This window comes from Enterobacter sp. KB-280D8 (genome assembly GCF_041399405.1).
Classification (GTDB): Bacteria; Pseudomonadota; Gammaproteobacteria; order Enterobacterales; family Enterobacteriaceae; genus Enterobacter; species Enterobacter cloacae_N.
Map to the genome: position 1 here is coordinate 1 of NZ_JBGKEC010000050.1, position 221 is coordinate 221.

1 protein-coding gene is annotated in these 221 nt (G+C 57.5%); it reads left to right on the forward strand.

From position 1 onward, the window contains the following. On the forward strand, positions 1–221 hold a 221-nt coding region (locus tag AB8818_RS22970; RefSeq protein WP_371200045.1), incomplete at both ends, for a phage terminase large subunit family protein.

The window sequence follows — 221 nt, forward strand, 5'->3', positions numbered from 1 at the left end:
ACAAAATGGCGGCGCTCCACGCCCCATGAAGCCCCTCCGACCACCGGAATTTTATCGCTCTATAACCGTGGTGACCGCCGTCGTCTTTACTGGCCATGCCCGCATTGCGGCGAATATTTCCAGCCGGAAATGGACAATATGACCGGATACCGCGACAGCAGCGATCCTGTGCTTGCCAGCGAAGCGGCGTTTCTTCAGTGCCCTGCCTGTAAAGGCAGGAT